This is a genomic window from Butyrivibrio sp. NC3005 (genome assembly GCF_000424545.1).
In the GTDB taxonomy this organism is placed as follows: Bacteria; Bacillota; Clostridia; order Lachnospirales; family Lachnospiraceae; genus Butyrivibrio.
This window is the reverse complement of sequence record NZ_KE384207.1, coordinates 55,867-74,058: the sequence shown is the minus strand read 5'-3', so window position 1 is coordinate 74,058 and position 18,192 is coordinate 55,867. Positions and strand designations below refer to the sequence as shown.

At 35.7% G+C, this 18,192-nt stretch carries 12 protein-coding genes; all 12 read left to right on the top strand.

Features of this window, described 5'->3' with window-relative positions; genetic code table 11:
* The first annotated feature begins 124 nt into the window (after window positions 1-124).
* The 12 genes from G634_RS19765 to G634_RS0116280 all read left to right on the top strand — a co-directional run bounded on the left by G634_RS19765 (window position 125) and on the right by G634_RS0116280 (window position 17,988).
* Entirely contained in the window at window positions 125-1,342 is a 1,218-nt protein-coding gene (locus G634_RS19765) for a D-alanyl-D-alanine carboxypeptidase family protein (RefSeq protein ID WP_051234198.1), read from the top strand.
* 79 nt (window positions 1,343-1,421) lie between these two features.
* Window positions 1,422-2,222, top strand: a complete 801-nt coding sequence (locus tag G634_RS20620; RefSeq protein WP_026506164.1) for an NADAR family protein — start codon at window positions 1,422-1,424, stop codon at window positions 2,220-2,222.
* A 46-nt stretch (window positions 2,223-2,268) separates the two neighbouring features.
* Window positions 2,269-2,547, top strand: coding sequence for a hypothetical protein (locus tag G634_RS0116325; protein ID WP_026506163.1), 279 nt, complete (start codon window positions 2,269-2,271; stop codon window positions 2,545-2,547).
* An 82-nt stretch (window positions 2,548-2,629) separates the two neighbouring features.
* Window positions 2,630-2,842 carry a hypothetical protein gene (locus G634_RS0116320; protein WP_026506162.1) on the top strand — a complete coding sequence of 71 codons (213 nt, stop codon included), beginning with the start codon at window positions 2,630-2,632 and terminating at the stop codon, window positions 2,840-2,842.
* 131 nt (window positions 2,843-2,973) lie between these two features.
* Complete coding sequence (locus G634_RS20615) at window positions 2,974-4,410, top strand: tetratricopeptide repeat protein (RefSeq protein ID WP_051234196.1); 1,437 nt, start codon at window positions 2,974-2,976, stop codon at window positions 4,408-4,410.
* Window positions 4,411-4,569: 159 nt separating this feature from the next.
* Window positions 4,570-6,276, top strand: a complete 1,707-nt coding sequence (locus tag G634_RS0116310) for a zinc ribbon domain-containing protein (RefSeq protein WP_026506161.1) — start codon at window positions 4,570-4,572, stop codon at window positions 6,274-6,276.
* A 123-nt stretch (window positions 6,277-6,399) separates the two neighbouring features.
* Window positions 6,400-7,947 (top strand): 2,3-bisphosphoglycerate-independent phosphoglycerate mutase, encoded by a 1,548-nt coding sequence (gene gpmI, locus G634_RS0116305; RefSeq protein WP_026506160.1) that lies wholly within the window; start codon window positions 6,400-6,402, stop codon window positions 7,945-7,947.
* A gap of 734 nt (window positions 7,948-8,681) precedes the next feature.
* Entirely contained in the window at window positions 8,682-9,434 is a 753-nt protein-coding gene (locus G634_RS0116300; protein ID WP_155830618.1) for a hypothetical protein, read from the top strand.
* Window positions 9,435-9,623: 189 nt separating this feature from the next.
* Complete coding sequence (locus G634_RS21815) at window positions 9,624-13,880, top strand: S8 family serine peptidase (protein ID WP_035800548.1); 4,257 nt, start codon at window positions 9,624-9,626, stop codon at window positions 13,878-13,880.
* 13 nt (window positions 13,881-13,893) lie between these two features.
* Window positions 13,894-14,673: a cohesin domain-containing protein gene (locus G634_RS0116290; RefSeq protein ID WP_026506158.1), complete on the top strand. Its 780-nt coding sequence runs from the start codon at window positions 13,894-13,896 to the stop codon at window positions 14,671-14,673.
* A 303-nt stretch (window positions 14,674-14,976) separates the two neighbouring features.
* Window positions 14,977-15,537: a hypothetical protein gene (locus G634_RS0116285; RefSeq protein WP_026506157.1), complete on the top strand. Its 561-nt coding sequence runs from the start codon at window positions 14,977-14,979 to the stop codon at window positions 15,535-15,537.
* A 60-nt stretch (window positions 15,538-15,597) separates the two neighbouring features.
* Window positions 15,598-17,988 (top strand): ABC transporter substrate-binding protein, encoded by a 2,391-nt coding sequence (locus G634_RS0116280; protein WP_026506156.1) that lies wholly within the window; start codon window positions 15,598-15,600, stop codon window positions 17,986-17,988.
* Window positions 17,989-18,192: the final 204 nt, after the last annotated feature.

Genomic DNA, 18,192 nt, shown 5'->3' with positions numbered 1-18,192 from the left:
AGTAATCATTATAACATATTTTACAATTTGGTAATGAAATAATAGTGATAACAGTGTAAAATAGATATATGGGTAGTGATATATTTTTAGTGATTTTGATAATTTTAAAGATGGGAGAAGAACAGTGGGGACTATTGATAACGATGAAGAAAATGACACCGAATTCGATAAGCAGCGTGATCGGATGAGCAAGCGGCTTGAAGAGATGAAAAAACAACACAAAAGACAATTACTTGGCAGAAAAATTATTAAATTCTCTCCAATTATTCTTACAACAGTTGTAGCAGTTGGAGTATGTGGAAATTATTATTTGAAATCGAATTTTTCCAAAAAAAAGAACGTTTCGCAGATAGAAGTTAGTATAGATGACAATTTAAGACAAAAGCCTAATGAAAGTGCAAATGCGGCAACCGAATGTACTTCTGTTGAAGAACCATCCAAAAAATACGAGGCTACTATTTTAGATTCAACAGATAAATTTGCTGATGATGTAGTCAGCTCAAATGGAATTCTGGTTAATGCAGATACTATGCAGGTGCTTTCAGAAAGAAATGCTAAAGAGAAGATGTATCCTGCATCAATGACTAAGGTAATGACGGTTCTTGTAGCAGCAGAAGCGTTGGATCAGAAGGCACTTGATGATACTTTTGAGATTACAATCGATATAACTGACTATAGCTATTCAAATGATTGTAGCGCAGCTGGGTTTTCAGTTGGAGAAAATGTCAAAATAAAAGATCTTTTTTATGGAACGGTTCTTCCATCAGGAGGTGATGCGGCACTTGCACTGGCAACATATGTAGCAGGATCACATGAAAAATTTGTCGAGATGATGAATAAGAAGGCAAAAGAGCTTGGAATTTCTGATACAACACATTTTACAAATTGTGTAGGTTTATACAATGATGAACATTATTCTACAGCCTACGATATGGCTATGATAATGGCAGCGGCAATGGATAATACTTTTTGCAAAGAGGTTTTATCAACTCACCATTATGTAACACAGCCTACAACGCAGCATCCGGATGGAATTGAGCTTTCAAACTGGTTCTTGAGAAGAATTGAAGATAAGGAAATTGGTGGAACAGTTCTGTGTGGAAAAACAGGTTTTGTAGTTCAGTCAGGAAATTGTGCAGTCAGTTATGCAACTGATAAAGCAGGAACAAATTATATTATCTGCACTGGTCATTCTAGCAGTGCATGGCAGTGTATAAGAGATCAGACTTATTTGTATTCACATTATATGAATGGCTTAGCCCTTGAAGCAGCCAATAGTGGTAGTAGCAGTAAAGAAGATATGGAGAAAAAAACTCCGGTTATTGACCAAAAATCTAACTGATTTTTTGAAGAAAAGATGATGGTAACGATGTTTTTTTTAGAATATTATCCGATATAAATAGTATGGAGGGTATGTGCTCATGAATGCAGAAGACATCATTTGTTTTTATAGAGAAACAGAAGAATATGGTTTTTTAAGTAATCGACTGGAATCCCCTTTTGAATACGCTGGGATTCATTTCAGTAGTTCAATTCAGTTTCTAAGCTACCATAAGGTTATGCTTTTTGGTCAAAGAAGAGTTGGGCAAAAGATTCTTGAAGAAAAAGACCCGGTTGAAATGAAAAAAATGTCCAGTACTGCGGGAATCGAGAATTTTAGAGATATGCTGTGGGATGTTACAGGAGAAGGAATAGCCCAAAGAGGCATAAGAGCAAAATTTCAACAGCATCCAGATCTTGCAGAAAAGCTTATTCAAACAGAAGGAAAAATTTTAGCTTATTGTACTCCACTTGATGATATGTGGGGAAATGGGCTTAATATTAGCAATCCTGAATGTTCAATTATTTCATCATGGAAAGGAAAAAATCTTTTAGGAAGAGTACTGATGGAAGTTCGAAAGCAGATGAGAGTATGGTACATGCTTTTTGGAAAACCATTAGAATATGTAGATATAAGAAATGTCTCACATATACCTGAATTTGATATGACGCTTGGAGAATTGTCACAGGATCCTCTTTTTTGGAAGGCAATAAATACATATGTTCTTTCACTGCCTGATACGCATGCTAAAGAGGTATGCTTATGGTCAGAAAAACTTGGTAGAATGGATGTTAATATCTTATCTCTTCCAAGGGCCGGATTTTTCGAGATGAAACAGGAAATATACGATATTTCAAGAACAAAACAGGCTATGATAGAACAAAGTGGAAAAAAATTATAAAGTAACTGCGATATAAACAGCTTTTTGGAATGTGAGGCTGATTTTTATGGATAAAGCGAGAAAAGTTACACGCGATATTACTATGAGCGAATTAATTCGACTTATTGATACAGGGCATATTTATGATTTGCCTCTTATCGTAGGTAGAGATGCTTATATTGTGGTTAAAGGGCAACCATCACAAGTTATGGTTACAGATGTAGCAGTAAAAACAGTTCAATTATCAGGACAGTGGTATACATGGGAAGAACTGGAAAAACTAGGCGGCGTATATGCAACAGAATTTGAAGCACTTGCTTCTATTCATGACAAAAAGAAAAATTGAAATAGGCTAGAATACTGTAGATGCAAGGTGTAAACTGATATTAAGGTTACTAAAAACAGGTTTCTTTTTGGAGGGTTGTTTTATGGGAACGGAGAAGAAGAGAGAAATAATTGAAAAGTATGCTGTTATTCTTGCGAATGCTCTAAAGGAAGATCCAAAAAACGGACATGACACAACGTATTATGATTTTAAAAAATCGTGTAGTGACAATGGCTATATTGATGAACTTCAAGATCAAATGTGGCAGTCTATAGTAAAAAGAGTTGCAATTGAAAAAAAGAGCATTACTTGCTGATGCTTTATACAAGCAATTTAGAAACAATTATAATCAAAAAAATATAAAGAAGCATAGAAAGATGTTTTTTCGTTCTTCTATGCTTCTTTTGTAGTATAATGAGTATTATAAGTATACAAGTGGAGGGAGATATGAGAGTTCATAAAATCAGGCTGGTTTCACATTTTGTTGAACAATTTCCAGCACCAATTTCAGGAGAAGAATCTGAGCAAAAACTTACTATATCTAACTCTGGGAGACTATGGTTTACAGCATACACATTAGAGGCTGATAACAAGGATTATTCTGCTGTCAGAAAGCTTGGAGCTACTATAGGGAAAGATAGAGCACAAGACATTCTCGACAAAATAGCAGAAGTTTTTTATGGGCGAAAAGAGGGAAGTTATACTTCTGAAGATATTGGAAGCTATAGCCTGGAAATTACAGACAGCAAGGGAAATGTCTTTTTTTATGGCGGAGAGCTATCTAAGAAGGCAGATAGAATAGTAACTCATTTGTCTGAAACATTAAGGGAACTTATTCCGGTTGATCATCTGTTTCTTTTTGATGGCGGCAAAGACGAAGATAGAGTAAAACCTACTGTAAAGTATTGCTATTGTACTGTTCAGCCAAAAGATATGATGACAAATTATTTTTATATCAGTGATTTTGGACCTTTAAAAGTTGGTTCTTTTGTTGAGATTCCTTACGGGAAAAAGAATGAAATAGTAAAGGGAACTGTTATTAGCTGCGATTTTTTTAAAGCAGACGAAGTGCCTTTTGCAGTTGATCATACAAAGCATATCGTAAGAGAATTAACTCAGGATGAGTTCGAAAGAACAGATGAAATAAATGAAAAACTATCACAAATTGATCAGGAGGATCTTTTAGAGGTTGAAGAACTGATTGCAAATGGTGATTATGATGGAATGTATGGCTGGGCATATGAGCATCATGAAAGAGATGACGTGTCTCAGATTATGGCCAAAGTCGTACAATGCTATGAAGAGTGTATAAGACAGAATATGCCTGTGGCAGCACTTAATCTTGGAACCTTGTATTATGAAGGAAGATATGTAAGACAAGATTATCAGAAAGCGTTTGAATTGTATAAAATTGCAGCAGATGCTGGAGAATCAAAAGCCATTAGTAACCTTGGATATTGCTATTACTATGGACGGCATCAGGAAGTAGATTATGATAAAGCATATGAGTATTTCCTTAAAGGTGCACTTTTATTCGATGATGCAAACTGCCTATACAAACTAGGTGACATGTATCTTCAAGGGTACCATGTTGAAAAAAATGAAAGATATGCATATCAGTTATATGAAAGGGCTATGTTTGAGTGTTATGGAGATGATGGAAGACCGGATGCAAGCCTTCCTGATATAATGCAGAGACTAGGACAGTGTTATTTGTATGGAATAGGTATTTCTCCTGACGTTCCGAAGGCTCTGACTCTTTTGAACAACGCACTTTCAGGTTTTTATTACAGAAAAAAAGATGATGTAAATGCAGTGGTATTAATTGAACAAACAAAAAAATGTATTCTTGATGCTGAAAAATATCTCGATGAAGAAGAATAAGGCGTATGTAGAAGATAGCGTATTTCTGATGAAATCCGCTATCTTTTGACGAATGGGACCTTTTACAGTATGAATAAACTTTTTTTAGTTTGGTTCTTTGCAGATTCTATGATAAAATCATAGCGTTGATAATGAAAAAAATAAAAAGGGGATCATATTATGTTTTGTCAAAAATGTGGAAAAGCTATACCGGAAGGTGCAATGCATTGTATATATTGCGGAGCGCCAGTTAAAATGGTTGCTACACCAAATAATAACCCAAATTATAATAACAATTTTCAAAATAATTCAAAACAGCAAGTCTATATGCAGAATGCAAATCCATATCCAAATTCTCAGATAAATGGAAATCAGGCTATTAATACTCCTGTGAAACCAGCGAAAAAGAAAGGTAAAAAAGTACTTCCGGCAATGATGGTGCTTCTTACTATGATGGTGGCAGCAGGCGGAGGATTTTCATATTTTTATTATGAGAAGAAGCAAAATGAAAAGTTTAACAAATATATGGAAAATGGAGATGAATTTGCCAAAGAAGGAGATTTTGAATCAGCTCAGGAGTCATATTCTAAAGCTTTGAAGATTAAGAAAAATAATGCAAAAGCAAAGGAAAAAAAGCAGGATTGCAATGCTAAAGCTATGCTTGGCAAGTCCATAAAACAGCTCAAATCTCTTGAAGATTACAAGGCAACTATTGATTATAGAATGCAGCTCCATGTAAAAGACTCTTCTGACAACAAAAATTATGATATTGATCAAAGCAGTAAGATGAATGTCGTTAATATTTCTGATGTTGACAACGAAGAGACAAGTGCATTGGTGGAGGGGAGTCTTGTTACATCATCTACTCTTGAAGGAGATAACGAGCAGAGTCAGGAATACAAGATTATTACAAAACTAAATGCAAGTGCAAAGACACAGTATTCTTATACTGAATCAACTGGATGGGGAGCACATCTTTCTTCGGATGAATTTTCCAAATCTGTTATAATTGATGATTATACAAGTCTTGATTATGTATGGGATAAAGAAGAGTCTGGTGAGTATCTTATTTTTAAGGCAGAAGATGTAGCAGTAAATAAAAAAAGCTTTTTTACAAAGTATTGTAAGATTGCCGAACAATCCACTCTTAAGTCCTCTCAGAAGATGAATGTAACCCTGTTCGTTAATCCCAGTTCAGGCGCATTAAAGAAAATAAGACTTGAATATCCAAGGCTTAACATGACAGGAGTTAATGCATATTATTGTGATTATAGCGGAAAGAATCTCTCTATAACCTTAAAATCACTAACGTATGATATAGTGGTGACAGATTTTGCAACAGATTTAAACGTAGCAGTACCAAAGGAAGCAGTGGATTCAATTTCAATTGGAAACGGAATTGGAACTTCGGTTTCGTTTTCTACAGAGCCAGTTGCATATCTTGGACCTAATACAAAAGAAGATACATTTAACGACTTGAAGTATAATATTCCTACTACATGGAAAAAGGCTGAAAGTGGTAATGGAGAAAAGATATATATTTTGAGCAATAAAGGCACAGCAAGAATAAATCTTGAATTTGCGAAAAAGAATAGTTTTCCAAGTTCTGATGATTCCAGGAACATGAAAGATCTTGTTAATTATATTCGTTCACAAAAGCAGATTGAAGTATCAGAAGAATCTGAAGTTAAAATTGCTGGAAAAAGTGCAGTTCGTATTTCAATAACAGGATCAATTGGAAAATCAACAACAACTGTTAACGGTTTGGTATACATTATTCCTTCAGATAAAGGATATACTTTAATGACTTATTTGATTGCTTCCGGAACAGAGAACATTTGGCAGGGGCAGATTGACAGCTTTATTGGAAGTATTTCTACAAAATAAAAAAATAATAAAAAAAAGCGTCAGAGGTTGCCAAAACGTGTTCAACAAGCGTACAATAAGATTGCTAATAATTTAACGAGTTAAATGCTTATTACGCATTTGTTATTTAGGAGGATTTAATCAATGAGAGGAAGTAAACCAACAGTATTGTTGATATTGGATGGATTTGGAATAAATGAAAATCCGGAAGGAAATGCTATTGCAATGGCTAATAAGCCAAATCTTGATATGATTATGAAGAAATACCCTTGCGTTAAAGGTAATGCAAGTGGACTTGCAGTAGGTCTTCCAGATGGTCAGATGGGTAATTCTGAAGTAGGCCATATGAACATGGGTGCTGGTCGTATCGTATATCAGGAACTTACAAGAATCACAAAGTCTATTGAAGATGGTGATTTCTTCACAAACGAAGCACTCCTTGATGCTGTTGAAAACTGTAAAAAGAATGATTCAGCTCTTCATATGTTTGGTCTTATGTCTGATGGAGGTGTACATAGCCACATCACACATGTATTCGGTCTTTTAGAGCTTGCAAAGAGAAACGGATTGAAGAAAGTATATGTTCATTGCTTTTTGGATGGCCGTGATACTCCTCCAGAGAGCGGTATTGACTATGTTCAGCAGCTTGAAGACAAGATGAAAGAGCTTGGTGTAGGTGAAATTGCTACATTGTCTGGTCGTTATTATGCAATGGATAGAGATAATAACTATGATCGTGTTGTTAAAGCTTACGATGCAATGACAAAGGGCGAAGGTAATACAGCTGAAAGTGCACACGATGCTATGAAGAAGTCTTATGAAGATGGTAAGACTGATGAATTTGTAGTACCTACAGTTATTCTTAAGGATGGTGCACCTGTTGCTACTATCAAGGATGGCGACTCTGTTGTATTTTTCAATTTCCGTCCTGACAGAGCAAGAGAGATGACTCATTGCTTCTGCGATGATGAGTTTGATAAGTTTGATCGTCCAAATCGTATTAATACAAAGTTTGTATGCTTTACAGATTATGATCCACTTATTCCTAACAAGGATGTTGCATTCAAGAAGGTACTTCTTACAAACACATTTGGTGAGTGGCTTGCTAAAAAGAACATGACACAGGCTAGAATTGCTGAGACAGAAAAATATGCTCACGTAACATTCTTCTTTAATGGCGGTGTAGAAGAACCAAATAAGGATGAGAATCGTATTCTTGTTAACAGTCCTAAGGATGTTCCTACATACGATCTTAAGCCACAGATGAGTGCTCCAGAAGTTTGCGAAAAACTTGTTGATGCTATTTCATCTCAGAAATATGATGTTATTATCTGTAACTTTGCAAATCCTGATATGGTAGGTCACACAGGAGTTATTCCTGCTGCGGTTAAGGCAATTGAAGCAGTTGATGAGTGCGTAGGAAAGGTTTATGATGCACTTATGAAGGTTAACGGAACAATGTTTATCTGTGCAGATCATGGAAATGCAGATATGATGATTAACTATGAGACAGGTGAGCCATGGACAGCTCATACAACAAATCCTGTTCCATTTGTTCTTGTTAATTATGATGAGAATTATACTCTTAAAGAGAATGGATGTCTTGCAGATATCGTTCCAACTCTTATTGATTGCATGGGAGAAGAAAAGCCTGCTGAAATGACAGGAGAAAGCCTTCTTATCAAGAAGTGAGAATTATTATCTTTTACTGTTGTGAAATAGTAGAATAATATAATCAATATATAAAGAGACAAAGAGCTACTTAGTAATAGTAGTGATTTGTCTCTTTTTGTTTTAGAAAAAATAAAAATAATAAAGTAAAAAACTAATAAACCTATTGACACGGTATGTAATAGGATATAATATCTTATTATTATATTTCAAAACAAAAGAATACAGCGAAAGCCGCATAAAACAGCAAAAAATAATATAATATATTTTAACTAAAAAAATATATTGAATTATTTTAGAAAACACTATTGACTTTCTCTTAATAAAAATTTATACTGACCTATGTTTATAAAAAGTACGTGCAGGGAAGACATCAATGCCGAGTATATTTTTTATGAGTTACACAATGCGGTGTGAAAAGTTGATTTTTACAGCGCAATTATTTTTTCTATAGGCGCTTTAGTAATGCGAAGCACGTTCGCGACAAAGCGACAATACATCAAAGTTATACTAAAGCGGTGAGAGAAATGTTGTTGGTATAGATAAAACAAAAGTATTTTACAGAAAGGAGGTATTAAATGGGAAAACTGAACTTTAAAGAAGTTGACGGAGTAGATGTTAAAGGCGCTTTTAGTGGATCGACTATAGGATCATCTATTAAAGAAAAGGTGGAGGAATCTTCAAGAGAACATGCGTATATTGTATTTAAAAAGTCCACTGGAATCGACGAGGGTATTGCTGCGATAGAGAGTAAGGTGCTAAATGGTGAAAAGCTTGATGTAACAAGAAAAGATGAAACAGGAAATGCTATTGTTGCAATAGTCTCATCAACTCAAAGAAAACAGATTGAAAAAATGTCTGAAGTTGAAAAGGTGAAGGTTAATGAAAAAGCTGAATTGACAGGAAAAGTTAAAGAAGAAAAAGAAAAAATTCAAAAAAAAACTGAAGAAGTTGATCAGAAGTTAAAAAAAGAAAAAGATAAAGTGAATTCGGAAAAAGAAAAGCTAAAAGAAAAGACAATCGAGAAAACAGAGAAGGAAAAAGAAAAAGTAAAAGAGGATATTTCTGAAAAAAATACTGGTAAGGTTGTTCAAGGAACAATAGAAAACTCTTCTTCAAGTACTACTGGAAAAAGTGAGCAAAATACTGATAAAACAGCTCAAAAAGCGGTAAAAAACTCTTCTGAAGGCACTACTGCAAAAAGTAATAATAAAACTGAAAAGGTTGCCCAAGGAACAATAGAAAACTCTTCTGAAAGCATAACTGAAACAAGTGGGCAAAATAACATTCAAAAAGAAGAGAGTCAGGTATTAAAAAATAATTCAGGTGATGGAACATCCGTATTGGAAGGTTTTCAAGAATCAACATCGTCAACTGTTGATGATGGAAATGTTAAAGCACAGAATTCTTTATCATTTATAGGGACTAGTGTTGTGATTGCAATACTTGCAATTATTTCAGCAATAATAGGTTTTACTGCTTTTTTCAAAAGAAAGCATAAAAAATAAAAATATAGTTTGAACTTATGATTATCAAAAATCTCAACAAAAGTCATAAGATATGAAAAGTAGATTGGAAGTTTTGGGTATTTGGTAAAATGTGTTCTGCATGGGAGAATAAATAAGCTTTTATGTGGAGGCTTAGTTTATGAAAAAAGCAGGCACTTTTTATAAATAAAAATTGAGGAGGATAGGTACATGAGAAGAGACTGGTTATCCGGTAAAGTTCTTGCTGCAATCTTAAGTGCATCACTTTTTATGTCACCGACAGTTACAGCAATGGCCAGCTCTGCTAAGGGTGCAAGCGACAACGCAAGCACTTCTTCAACAACAGAGGACAGCAGCGCTACTGTAGAAAGTAGCGAGTCTGAAGAATCAGACAAAGACAAGAGCTCAAACGATAGCAGCCAAGAATCGTCAAAAAAAGATGAAAATGCTATTTTTGAGGAAGTAGATCCTAAGGAAGAGGGCCTTTCGGATCCAAAGAAATCTCTCGAGGGAGAGACTCCAGATACACCTGTAGAGGAGCCTGATCCGAATGAGAAGACACGTGTCATCATCGTAATGGAAGGTGATAGTGTTCTTGACAAGGGATATGATACAGAAGACCTTGCTGATAATAAAAAAGCAATGGCACTTTCTGAGAAAATCGAAGAGAAGCAGGAAGAGAAGATTGAGGAGATTTCAAAAGAAGCACTTAATGGAAAAGACCTTGATGTTTCCTATAACTTCACACTTCTTACCAATGCGGTATCTGCAGATGTTAAGTTCAAAGATATTGCAAAAATCGAAAAGGTTGACGGTGTAGAGGCAGTATATATTGCACCAAAATATGAACCTTTAAAGACAAAGGCAGACAAAAAGACAATCACAGCAGGAGAGATGATTGGAAGTTATGATACCTGGGAAACAGGCTATACTGGAGCAGGTACAAGAATAGCAGTTATCGATACTGGTATTGATTCAGATCATCCTTCTTTTGATGGAGATGCTTTTGAGGCACACCTTGAAGAAACAGCTAAGAATGCTGGTAAGAAGGTAAGCGATTATAATCTTCTTAATGAGAAAGAAATCGATACAGTTCTTCCTAGTCTTAATGCAACAAGCAGAGATAAGGATGTTGATGCTAAGAGTCTTTATGTAAGTGAAAAGATTCCATTTGCATTCAACTATGTTGATAAGAACCTTGATATTACACATGATAATGATAGCGAAGGCGATCACGGTACACATGTATCCGGAATTTCTACAGCAAATGCTTATGTACCAAACAAGGCATCTAAGACAGGTTTTTCAAAGCAGGAAACCGGTGTTGTAGGTGTTGCTCCTGATGCACAGCTTATCACAATGAAAGTTTTCGGAACAAATGGTGGAGCTTATAGCGATGATTACATGGCAGCAATTGAAGATGCATTGCTTCTTAAGGCTGATGTTATCAACCTTAGTCTTGGCTCATCAGCTGCAGGTTATTCTTCTGATTCTGAAAGCTATATCAACGAGATATTTGCAAAACTCGAAGGAACAAGTACAGTAGTTTCCATCTCAGCTGGTAACTCAGGACGATGGTCTGATGATTCAACATTTGGAGTTAACTTAAGCAAGGATGTTAACCAGGATACAGTTGGATCTCCTGGATCCTATACTAATGCATTTACTGTAGCAAGTGCTGTAAACAGTGGTTTTACAGGAAACTTTTTCACAGTAGATGGTGGTAAACCATTATTCTATTCAGATGCAAATGAAACACTTGCACCTACATTTAAAACTCTTGATACTTCTTCTGATAAGAATGGAACAGAGTATCCATATGTATTCCTTGATGCAAAGGGAGAAGAAGCTGATTATGAAGGCGTTGATGTAAAAGACAAGATTGTTTTTGTACAAAGAGGAGCTATCACATTCGGTCAGAAGCAGATGAATGCTGAAGCGGCTGGTGCAAAGGCTGTTGTTATTTACAATAACGCACCAGGTACAATTAGCATGACAATGCAGGGCAGCACAGCTAAGATTCCAGCTGTATCTATCACACTTGCAGATGGTCTTGCAATCAAGAATAACGCAAAGAAAGTAACTGATACAGTATATGAAGGAAAAATGGTTGTAGCATCTAAGGTTACAACAAATCATGAAGCAGCAGATGGCTACACAATGAGCACATTCTCATCATATGGTGTTCCTGGATCTCTTGATCTTAAACCAGAGATTACAGCTCCTGGTGGAAATATCTATTCCACAAGAGATAAAGGCACATATGGTCTTATGAGCGGAACATCAATGGCAGCTCCTTCTATAGCTGGACAAAGTGCACTTGTTGAGCAGTACATTCGTGAGAATGGACTTGATAAAAAGACTGGACTTAGCGTTAGAACACTTGCTCAGTCACTTCTTATGAGTACAGCTACTCCTCTTAAAGAAGGTAATGTAGCAAATGGCCTTGAATTCTCACCTAGATCTCAGGGTGCAGGACTTGCAAATGTATATGATGCTGTTACATCACCAGCTTATATCCTTGTAGGAGATAAAGATGGTAATGACGGTAAGGTAAAAGCTGTTCTTGGCGATGATCCATCTAAAAATGGCGACTACAAGTTCTCGTTTGATGTATACAACCTTTCTGACGAAGCTCAGTACTATGTACTTGATTCTTCTGTACTCACAGAAGAACTTCACGAGTCAGGTGCAACAACATATTTTGCAGGTGAGTCACATAAGTTAAGTCCTGAAGTTACACTTACAGCTAATCACACAGCTCTTTTGTATGATTTGAATAATGACAAAACAGTTGATAAGGCTGACAAAACAGAACTGCTTAAAGTTGTAAATGGTTCCAAGAAGGATGCAAGAGTTGCAGAAAACGAAGATTACTTTGATTTTAATGAAGATGGAATTGTAGATACAAAAGATGTATATACATTCGGTAAAGAATTAAATGGAAAAGATTCTGTAGTAGATCTTGGAAAAGAAGTTGTAGAAGTAAAGAACTCTACAAAGATTGATGTAGAAGTAAAGCTTTCTGAAAGCGACAAGAAGTATCTTTCCGGATTTGAAAACGGAATGTATGTAGATGGTTTCGTATATGTAAAAGGAAATACAACTCTTTCAGTTCCTTTCCTTGCATTCTATGGAAGCTGGATGGATTCTTCAATGTTTGAAAACTTTGATTTCCAGAAATATGTACATGATGCAGATTATAGCAAAAAGGCTCAGACATATTGCGGAATAGAAAAGACAAACTTCCTTTCAGTTTATCCTTTTGGAGAGAATGAAGAGAACTACTATATTCCAAATATGTTTGCAGAAGATGAGAAATATGTTGAGGATCGTAATGCTATAAGTTCTCTTAATGGAACAGCTATTGGTTCTTATTACTATTCACTGATCAGAAATGCAAGCAGAGTAATTGCCACTATTAAGAATCACGAAACAGGCGAAGTTTACTTCACAGATACAAAAGAAGAAAATTATGCAGAATTTTCTTACAATGGAACATGGAAGAATTACATCCAGTATCAGGATTATCTCTGGCTTCCAAAAGATAAGAAAGGCAAGGCACTTGCTGACGGAACAAAGATTGATATCGTATTAGAGGCAGTTCCAAGCTATTATAACGATGTAAAAGATCCTTCAACATTAAAGGGTAAGGGACTTTACTTGAAGACATCTATGACAGTAGATAATACAAAGCCTCTTATGACTGACGCAGAAAAAGATAAAGATGGAAACTATAACCTTACAGTTTATGATAATCGTTATACTGCAGCAGTAATACTTCTTGGAAGTGACAAGAAGACTATTATCGGAAGATATGCAATTAATCAGGAAAAAGCTGATGAGGATATGACAATTAAAGTAGAAGCTCCAGAAGATGTATTCTACGTTGAAGTATTTGATTATGCTTATAATGCATCTGTATATCGTGTGAACAATACAGGACATGCAGATACAAAGTTTGTAACTGACATCACAGTTGATAAAGAAGAAGTAGAACTTGAAGTTGGTAAGAGCGCTACTGTAAAAGCACTTGTTTCTCCTAAGTGGCTTGCAGAAGGCTACAATGAAGTTGAGTGGGAAAGCGAAGATACAGATGTTGCAACTGTAACACAGTCTGGAACAATTAGAGCTTTGAAGGCTGGCGAAACAAAAGTTGTAGTAACAACACTTGCTACTAACAAGAAGGGTAAGCATCTTACAGCTGAAGTAAAAGTTATCGTAAAAGATAAGACAAAGAAGAATGATGCAACTGATGCAGCTTCAGAAGCTTCTACAAATAAGAGTGATGAAGCAGAAAGCAGTGCATCTACAGAAGAAACAAGCAGCAACGAAGCTTCAAGTGAAGTGTCAGAAGAAGATAATTCTAATACTGAGTCTTCTAATAAAGAAGAAAACGTAGATGATGAGTCTAAAAACGCAACTTCTGATAGTGCAGCTTCAGATGCAGCTACAACAAATGATTGAGGAGGAGATAGTAATGATTAAAAGTTGGAAAAAGGCAGCCATTATGTGCCTTACTTCCCTGCTCCTTGCAACAGCTTTACCATTTGGAGCACAGGTAAAGGCAGCATCAAGTTCTCCACTTCATTCAAAGCTTGATGCAGATGGAAAAGAAGATAAGATTAAGCTTACATACACAGTAAAGCTTGATAAAACAGAACTTACAGATGGAAGAGTGGCTGTTGTGTATGACAAGGATGTCCTTGATCTTACATCTAACGCAACTAATCTTAAGTTTACTGAGGTAGACTTTAACAAAGATTATAAGAATGATGATGAAAAAGGTCTTTCTTTTGCTTTTGTTAACGATTCCTCCAAGAAGTTCAAGGGAGCACTTCTTACACTTAAGTTTCAGGTTAAAGAAGGAACTCCTAAGCAGGAAACAGTTATTAAGACAACAGTGCTTGGACTTAATAACGAAGATGAAGAGATTGAAGTTAAAGAAGCACTTGAAGACAAAGTTACAGTTGGAAGAAATGGACTTAAAGCTGCAAAGTTAAACTCAGCAAAAGCAACTAGTAACGGAGTAAAACTTAAGTGGACAAAAGACAAGAGCGCAGATGGATATGTTGTATATAGAAGTTCTTCAAAGGATGGAAATTTTGAAGAATTAGCGCAAGTATCCGGAAGTAGTTACGAAGATGGAACTGTAAAGCGTGGAAGAACTTATTATTACCAGCTTAAGGCATATCAGAATTACAAGGGTAAGAAAGTTTACTCAGAAGCATCAAAAATTCTTTCTGTAAAAATAAAATAATTTTTACCAGAAACGAATAAACAACACAAAAACCACGTTAAAGTGCTAAAAAGCGGCGCTTTAACGTGGCAAATATTAGAAAATGTGGCTAGTGGAAAGACAATACCTTGATATAAATTAATATTTATTTATAGAAAATGATTAATTATGCAACAATTCTTGATTAAACGTGATATAATTGATAGTGATGTCATATTTATACAAAAAGTGTCCGCATATAAAAGACATATGTACGTGTAGGGTTGACAACAACGCGTAAATAGGGTATCGTAGTGAAGTATTTAGTCAAGGAGGAGTTGTACCATGTTTTTGAATAATCCTTATAAAGGAGATTTCGATCACACTCCTGAAGTTGATCGCCATGGACATTTTAGGGATCGCTTCTATTATAAGGGTGATTTTTATAATCTTCCTTATTCCAAGATTCAAAAGAATAAAAGTATTTTGATTTTTGGTGGCTTCTTCATTTTTATGATATTGCTATTGGTGTTTGCAGGAATTATCAATCCGGATTCATCTAGAACAATATATGTTGTTCTTCCATATTTGGCATTACTTATTTCGGTAATATGGGGAGTAGTTGGACTTGTTAAATATGCTTTTTCGCCGTTGCGAATGAATAGAATTGAGTTTGATAAGGGCATCAAGAGAATGAAGTATGCAGTATATACTTCGATTTTGTTTGATATTGTAAGCTTCATATGTGACATTATATTTATTGTAAAGCATTTTGGAGATATTCGATTTGGTATAGAAGTTTGCTATCTATTATTACTGCTTTTTGTTTTGATTGCTTTGATACTTTTTGGAAAGATATTTGATCATTTTTTTAAAGCAATAGAAATAGAGCAAATTCATGAATGAAGAATTTACATCTTCAACTTTTGAAGATTGTAGATAAATACACTGTGAGGAGGAAGTTTTATGAAAGAAAGAAAGAAACTTCTGGCTTTACTTCTGGCAGGAACTATGGTTGCTGGCATGACAGCATGCGGCGGCAATTCCGGAAGTGGTAACACTTCAACAGATGGTGATAAGAAGTCAGAAAAAACAGAAGATGGTTCCGATTCTTCTAAGAGCGAAGGCGGAAAGGGAAGTGATGCTCCACTTGTTATCGCTAATGATGACATGAGCGAGAAATTCTGTAAATTCTTCGAAACAACAGTACCTGATAAGAGAATCAATGATCTTGTAGTATTGCCTCTTATTGGTAATGACCGTTCAGGTGAGATTATTACTAAAGGTATCGAGGGTGAGAAGAAGGAATATAACGGTAAGGAATATAACTATACCGGTTTAGCTGATCTCACAACAAAAGAGAATAAGGATGGTACTGTATCATATGATTTCAAGCTTAGAGATGATGTAGTATTCTCTGATGGTGAGAAGCTTACAGCAGATGACGTTATTTTCTCATATTATGTATATCTTGATCCATCATATGATGGAGCTTCATCTCTTAACTCTCTTCCAATTACTGGTTTAGAGAAGTATAGAGGTGGTACATCAACACTTCTTGCACTTCTTCTTGAGAAGGGTGAAGACAACAAAGACTTCAAGTATGTTACAGAAGAGCAGCAGAAGAAGTTCTTTGAGACAGATTACCCAGCTGCAAGAAAAGAGTTCATTAACGGAATCGTAGATTATGTTAATGGAAAAGGTCTCACAACAAAGAATGATACAGTTGATGCAAATGACGTTGCTAAGTCAATGGCATCTTGGGGATATGCTAAAGTTAACGATAACGGAAGCATAACAACAAACTATACAAATAAGACATTCACACTTAAAGATAAAGATGTTCCAACAGAAGAAGATTTCTGGAATGAAATTCTTGCAAATCCTTCTTACGAAAAGAATGTTTTAACAGCTACTGATAAAGAAAAGGGTACAAAGACATTCTCAGAAAGTCTTCCTGATGAGTACAAGAACTCTGTAGTAACAGGTGAGTCTGCTGATTATGTAGAAGGTATCAAGAAAGTAAATGACTACGAAGTTGAAGTTCAGCTTGACAGCGTTGATGCAACAGCTGTTTATCAGCTTGGTATCGAAGTAGAGCCTATGCACTATTATGGAAACAAAGATGAGTATGATTATGATGCTCATAAGTTTGGTTTCAAGAAGGGTGACCTTTCAAGTGTACGTTCTAAGATGACAAAGCCACTTGGTGCTGGTCCTTACGTATTTGAGAAGTATGAGAACAAGACAGCTTATCTTAAGGCTAATGACAAGTACTTCAAGGGTGCTCCTAAGATTAAGGAAATCCAGTTCAAGGCAACAACAAAGTCTGATGTAATTCCTGGTGTTGTTCAGGGTACTATTGATATAGGTGATCCTAACGGAACAAAAGAATCTATCGAGCAGATTAAGGGTGAGAATGGAAACAACGACCTTAACGGTGATAAGATTGAGACAGTTCTTACAGATACACTTGGATATGGTTATATTGGTATGAACTCTCAGCTTGTTAAGATTGGTGATGATCCAGCTTCTAAGGAATCTAAGGCATTCCGTAAAGCTCTTGCAACTGTAATTGCAGTATATCGTGATGTAACAATTGATTCCTATTATGGTGAGGCAGCAAGTGTAATTAACTATCCTATTTCTAATACATCTTGGGCTGCTCCACAGGCTTCTGATTCAGATTATGAAATCGCATTCTCTAAGGATGTAGATGGCAATCCTATTTATAAAGAAGGAATGTCTGAAGATGAGAAGTACAAGGCAGCACTTAAGGCATCTCTTGGATTCTTTGAAGCTGCTGGTTTCAAGGTAAAAGATGGTAAGCTTGTTGAAGCTCCTAAGGGTGCAAAGCTTTCACTTGAGGCAACAATTCCTGGTAATGGAAGTGGTGATCACCCATCATTCGGTATTCTTACAGCTGCTTCTGAAGCATTTAAGGAAATTGGTTTTGATTTCAAGATTAACGATCTTTCTGATAGTACTGTTCTTTGGAATGGTCTTGAAAGTGGTACAATCCCAATGTGGTGTGCTGCTTGGGGTGCTTCCATTGACCCTGATATGTTCCAGATTTATCACTCAAAGGGTGGAAGCGCTAAGCATTATCGTATTTACCAGAAGGAACTTGATGATATGATTATGGATGCTCGTACAAATCTTGACCAGACATATCGTAAGGCTGTTTATAAAGAGTGTCTTGATTATATAGTTGATTATGCAGTTGAGATTCCTGTATATCAGAGACAGGATGTTTACATCTTCAGTTCTGAAAGAATTAAGACTGACACAATTTGCCCTGATCAGACAACATTCTATAGTTTCTACAATGAAATTGAAACAATGGAAATGAAATAATTAGTTTGATTAAGAACAAAGGTGTTCGCTTTTTATAGCTGAATCAATTTCATGCTAACAGACGCTCATCCTTTTTTAGGGATGAGCCGTCTCGCAAGGAAAGGACCAGTTTATTATATGGTCCTTTCTTTGCGAGATGCTGTATTTGATATTTTAGCGAACACGAAAATCCAGCATTTTAAAGAAATGAAAGCATGAGGCTTT